Raw genomic sequence first — 4250 nt, 5'->3', positions numbered from 1 at the left:
CTACTACGCCCGCGTGCTGGAGATCCCGACGCCACGCTGGACGACGATCCAGGCAAAGCAAGTCGGCGTGGCACCTCCCGACGTGGTCCCCGCTACGGTCCAAGAACGGGCGTGGACTTCGCCCATCTGGTACACGCCCAGTCCCGAGGCGCGCAGGAATGCAAAGGCAGGAATGACGCTGGCCGATCTGAAAGCGAAAGGCGCGGTGCGCCTCAACGACGCTCAGTTGAAAGGACTGCTCGTATCGAAGTCGCCGTGGCTGCAGAACAACGTCACCGGCGACAAGTACCAGGTCGTCTATGGAGCCTCGGGCAAAAGCGCGTCGGGCAAGCCGGCCGAGCCACTTCAGCCCGGGTACATCACGCAACAATTCGCAGGAAATCAGTCGCAGTTCCAGTTGCGTTACGTCGGAAAGAAAATGACGCTCCCCAGCCTGACAGGCAATGTGGCCGACGCAAGCTATCTCGCGAATGCCAGCTCGTATTTCATCAACAACGGGAAGATCGTCACTGTGCTCGCAGGCACCCCGATCGAGATTGCGGTCTACAAGGTGGGCGACAAATACGTCGGTGCGCGGAGCAACGAGTTCGGGTATGCAAACTACGAGATCATTCCCAACGTGACTGAACTCGCACCGTTCAATTGAGCCGCGATGATTGCGCGCTTGTTGCGGGAGCCTTTGCTCCAATTTCTCATTGTCGGCGTTCTCCTCTTTGCGACGTGGAAGGCGGTCAGTCCCGACTCGACTGCCCTCGAAAGAAGGAGTCGCATCGAGCTGACCGACGATGATTTGAAACAGCTTGCCACCACCTGGGTGTTGGCGGGACGCGCGCCGCCTACGCCGGAGCAAATGCAACGGCTCGTGGAGGACAGGATTCGTCAGGAGGTGCTCTATCGCGAAGCCTTGGCGCTTGGACTCGACAAGGGCGACACCATCGTTCAGCGCCAGCTCGCACGCAAGATGGAGTTCCTGGCCGAGGACGTCTCCAAGCTGGAGGAGCCCAAGCCAGAGGAACTGAAGGCGTGGTACGAGAAGAACGGTGAGAGATTCGCGCTGCCTCCGCGCATCACGTTCGGCCACATCTACTTCTCTCCCGATCGCCGCGGCGCGAAGGTCCGGGCGGATGCCGAGAGCGCATTGACCCAACTTGACGGCAAGCCGATGGATTCGCCAGGCATCGCTACGGCGGGAGATCCGTTCATGTACCAGCAGTACTACGGTGATCGACCGTTCGACGAGATCGCGCGGCAGTTCGGTCCCAACTTCGCGCGTGCCCTGGTGAAGCTCGCGCCGGGCCAGTGGGCTGGCCCGATCGAGTCTGGTTACGGGTGGCATGTGGTGTTCGCAGAGTCGATCACACCTCAGCGGATCCCTGAATACGAGGAGGTCGAGGCGAACGTCAGGTCCCTATGGATCGAGGACCGACGTGACGAAGTAAAGGGCCGGATGTACGAGGCGATGCGCGCGCGCTACGACGTCGTGCTGCCGGCACCAAAGGATGGGCCGAACCCTCAGCCTCCCACTGGCGCTGCGAAGTGAAGGCAATGCTCGCGCTTTGTCGCCTCGTCATGGGCGGGGGCGCGCTCGCTTTGTTTGGCGCCTCGCTGATCGCGCTCGCTTTCCCGGCAGCCGCACACGACGCGCGACCCGCCTACTTGGAGCTCAGGCAGACGACGACCGAGCGCTACGACGTGCTCTGGCGAACCCCTGTGCTCGCGGGCATGAGGCTACCGGTTGTGCTCGAGCTTCCCGACGGGACGCATGACGTTGTCGCGCCGCACACCCAGGAGCTCTCGGATTCGCTGGTCGAACGCCGCGTGATCGAGGTGCCGGGCAGCCTCGCGGGTCGCCGCATCGAGTTCACCGGTTTGCAAGGCACGATCACGGACGTGCTGGTACGCATCCAGCTCGCTGATGGTCAGACGACGACGAGATTGGTAAGGTCATCGCAACCTTGGGTCGAAATATCTGCGCCTGCGGAGGAGCCGCTCGCCATCGCGGGCGCGTTCATCAGGCACGGCATCGAGCATATTCTCGGCGGGTACGATCACTTGCTGTTTGTCTTCGCGATGCTGTTGATCGCGCGAGGTACTCGCGCGCTGATAGGGTCCATCACCGCCTTCACGCTCGCACATTCGATCACGCTCGCGCTCGCCGCGCTGGGCGTGGTCCATGTTCCAGGACCGCCAGTCGAGGCCGCGATCGCATTTTCCGTGCTGCTGCTCGCCAGCGAAATCATTCGCGCAAGGCGAGGCGAATCCAGCCTGACGGCAAGATGGCCTTGGGTGATCGCTTTCTGCTTCGGATTGCTGCATGGCTTCGGCTTCGCGGGCGCCCTGTCCGAGATCGGCCTGCCGCGAGGCGACATCCCCCTTGCACTGCTGTCGTTCAATATCGGCGTCGAATTGGGGCAACTTGCCTTCATCGGCACCTTGCTGGGGGCGTTTTGGTTTGCGCGACGGGTAGGGGTCCCGTTCGCCGTCGGGCGGCGCTTCGCTCAGGCTGCGCCGTATGCCATCGGCGCGGTAGCGGGATTCTGGTTCGTCGGGCGCGTCGCCGCATTCTGGGCTTGAAACGCGATTCTTGAAGAATGCACGCCGGAACTTACGGCGGTGATGAGACGCTCGAGAGCGGACGTTGAGCAATGTCGGCTGATGGGYCAACTGCGGAAGTTGACCAGTGTCACACACCCTCAGTAAATACCACCCAGTCACACTGCCGGCGGATGGGTATACGGATGGGTAAGGATATCGAACTGCCCGAGCGTCGATGAGAGACATCGCCATCCGGCGGAGAGTGTGAGATTCGAACTCACGGACGGTTGCCCGTCGGCAGTTTTCAAGACTGCTGGTTTAAACCACTCACCCAACTCTCCTGGACTGCCTTCGTCGCGCGGGAAGGCAGGGTCGCGATTTTAGACTGAGCCGTGGACGGCCCCGGTCGCGGAAGCCGGCGCCCACCCCCGCAGCACCAGGTCCGCGATGCCTTCGGCCCACACCCGGCGCTCCTCCGGCCCCGCCAGGGGCTTCGAGATGAAGAAGCGCACCCCGCCGAAAGCCAGGTTCGACAGCTGCACGGCGGCCAGTTCGGGCGACGGCACGCGCAGCCGGCCCGCGCGGTGCGCCTCGGCCAGGTACTCGACCACCGGCGCGATCACGTAGCTGTTCTCCACGTAGAGCGACTTCGCCAGTTCGGGGAAGCGCATCGCCTCGGCGATCACCAGCCGCATCAGGGCCAGGGTCTTGGGCTCGGTGGCGCTCAGGTACAGCCGCTCGACCAGGTCGATCAGCGTCTGGCGGTCGTCGCTGCCGGGGTGCACCAAGGCGTTCTGCATGGTCTCGCGCGCATTGCTGACCGCACGGTGCGCCACTTCGCGGAACAGCGCCTCCTTGTTGTCGAACTGGCGGTAGATCGTGATCTTGGCCACGCCGGCCTCGCGCGCGATGGCCTCGATGCTGGTGGCCGAGTAGCCCTTCTCCAGGAAGGACTCCAGCGCCGCCGCCAGGAAGGCTTCGCGCAGCGCAGCCGCCTGCTCGGGGCTGGGCCGGCCCCGCGAGCGGCGCTTGGTTGTCTCTGAGTTGTCCGTGTCGTTCTTGTCCATGGGCTGTTGCTCGTCGTCAGTCCGGCAGGAAGATGGACTGCAGATCGCTCAAGAAGTCGAAGCCACGCGTCGTCGGCCAGACGCGCGCCAAGTCTCTTTGTATCAAACCTTTGCGCTCGGCCTCTTCAAGGCCTCGCTGGATGGAGGTGATGGCCAGGCCGGTGCGCTCGCCGAACTGCGCCAGCGTGAAGCCGTCCTTCAACCGCAAGGCATTGAGCATGAATTCGAAGGGCAGCGCGCCGATGCCGACTTCGTCGCTCTGGGCGACGGCACGGCCGGCGAGCGCGTTGTCCATGTACAGCCGCGGCTCGCGGAAGCGCACCTGCCGCACCACCCGGTGCGCGAAGCTCAGCTTGCTGTGGGCGCCGGCGCCGATGCCCAGGTAGTCGCCGAACTGCCAGTAGTTCAGGTTGTGCGCACAGACGTGGCCGGCGCGCGCATAGGCCGAGATCTCGTAGCGCTGGAGCCCGCTGGCGGCCGTGCGCTCCGTGATGCGGTCGAGCATCTCGTAGGCCGCGTCGTCCTCGGGAATGACGGGCGGAAACTTGGCGAAGTAGGTGTTGGGCTCGATGGTCAGGTGATAGACCGACAGGTGCGGCGGCTGCAGCGCCAGCGCCTGGTCGAGGTCGGCGTCGAGGCCTTCGAGGG

At 64.0% G+C, this 4250-nt stretch carries 4 protein-coding genes, 1 tRNA gene and 1 pseudogene; 3 read left to right on the top strand and 3 right to left on the bottom strand.

Going from position 1 to position 4250, the window contains the following annotated elements; genetic code table 11:
- The 3 genes from AC1D2K_RS30965 to AC1D2K_RS30955 all read left to right on the top strand — a co-directional run.
- On the top strand, positions 1-646 hold a 646-nt coding region (locus AC1D2K_RS30965), incomplete at its 5' end, for a DUF3604 domain-containing protein (protein ID WP_478093792.1).
- A gap of 6 nt (positions 647-652) precedes the next feature.
- A complete protein-coding gene (locus tag AC1D2K_RS30960) occupies positions 653-1540 on the top strand; it encodes a peptidyl-prolyl cis-trans isomerase (protein ID WP_478093790.1) in 888 nt (295 codons plus the stop codon).
- 5 nt (positions 1541-1545) lie between these two features.
- Entirely contained in the window at positions 1546-2574 is a 1029-nt protein-coding gene (locus AC1D2K_RS30955) for a HupE/UreJ family protein (protein ID WP_478093794.1), read from the top strand.
- A gap of 217 nt (positions 2575-2791) precedes the next feature.
- Here the strand turns inward: AC1D2K_RS30955 and AC1D2K_RS30950 are convergent.
- The 3 genes and pseudogenes from AC1D2K_RS30950 to AC1D2K_RS30940 form a co-directional block, all read right to left on the bottom strand.
- Positions 2792-2876: transfer RNA gene (locus AC1D2K_RS30950), tRNA-Ser, on the bottom strand.
- Positions 2877-2915: 39 nt separating this feature from the next.
- Entirely contained in the window at positions 2916-3602 is a 687-nt protein-coding gene (locus AC1D2K_RS30945) for a TetR/AcrR family transcriptional regulator (RefSeq protein ID WP_478093789.1), read from the bottom strand.
- 16 nt (positions 3603-3618) lie between these two features.
- A pseudogene (locus AC1D2K_RS30940) lies at positions 3619-4250 on the bottom strand (radical SAM family heme chaperone HemW); the annotation flags it as partial.

The sequence above is a fragment of the Variovorax sp. P1_H12_2 genome, from assembly GCF_056405335.1.
This window is presented reverse-complemented; position numbering and strand designations above follow the sequence as displayed.

What these genes read in the sequence shown, in the direction of transcription:
- AC1D2K_RS30960 (WP_478093790.1), top strand. Translation starts at nt 653, where the DNA reads ATGATTGCGCGCTTGTTGCGGGAGCCTTTGCTCCAATTTCTCATTGTC.
- AC1D2K_RS30955 (WP_478093794.1), top strand. Translation starts at nt 1,546, where the DNA reads ATGCTCGCGCTTTGTCGCCTCGTCATGGGCGGGGGCGCGCTCGCTTTG.
- AC1D2K_RS30945 (WP_478093789.1), bottom strand. Translation starts at nt 3,602, where the DNA reads ATGGACAAGAACGACACGGACAACTCAGAGACAACCAAGCGCCGCTCG.